This window comes from Streptomyces marokkonensis (assembly GCF_008312835.1).
In the GTDB taxonomy this organism is placed as follows: domain Bacteria; phylum Actinomycetota; class Actinomycetes; order Streptomycetales; family Streptomycetaceae; genus Streptomyces; species Streptomyces marokkonensis_A.
This window is the reverse complement of the sequence record NZ_VSKS01000081.1, coordinates 1-521: the sequence shown is the minus strand read 5'-3', so window position 1 is coordinate 521 and position 521 is coordinate 1. Positions and strand designations below refer to the sequence as shown.

Below are 521 nucleotides of genomic sequence, written 5' to 3'. Positions count from 1 at the left end.
TTCGCTGTTGGCTGTTGTAAATATTCATCTGAAACAGCTGGATCGGTATATTCATTCTGATGATCAATTAACAGCTGCATATAGTTTTGATACGCCACATTGAGTGTTACATCCTTACTGACTGTTGTACGATATTGATCATATTGTATCACTTGATTATTTTTTATGATATGGTGCAATTGAGAAAATAAATCCCACTGATTTTGATACAAATAAGACTGTAAGGCAAACGCATAATTATAGAATTCCCAATTGCCATATGTGGCATATAAGGTCTGCTGTAAGGTGTATCGATTCAAAGGATTCACGGCTAATTGTTGTACGATTGTTTTTCTGGGTACAACTTGATGGGTACGGGTAGATCCAGCAAAAAATTCTGCACCACCTTCTTCGAACCAAGTTAAACGCTCATTTTCATAGAGCTTCCCTTCACCAAATAACCCTGGAACAAGATAACGCCCTTGGAGATAGTGTGTATACTCATGACGAAATAACTCTTCTAAACTATAGATACTATCCTG

General features: G+C 36.9%; 1 protein-coding gene. It reads right to left on the bottom strand.

The genetic code is table 11. The features are described from left to right. Positions 1-521 (bottom strand): collagenase (locus F1615_RS35495; RefSeq protein ID WP_208818486.1); only part of this gene is annotated, 521 nt, incomplete at both ends.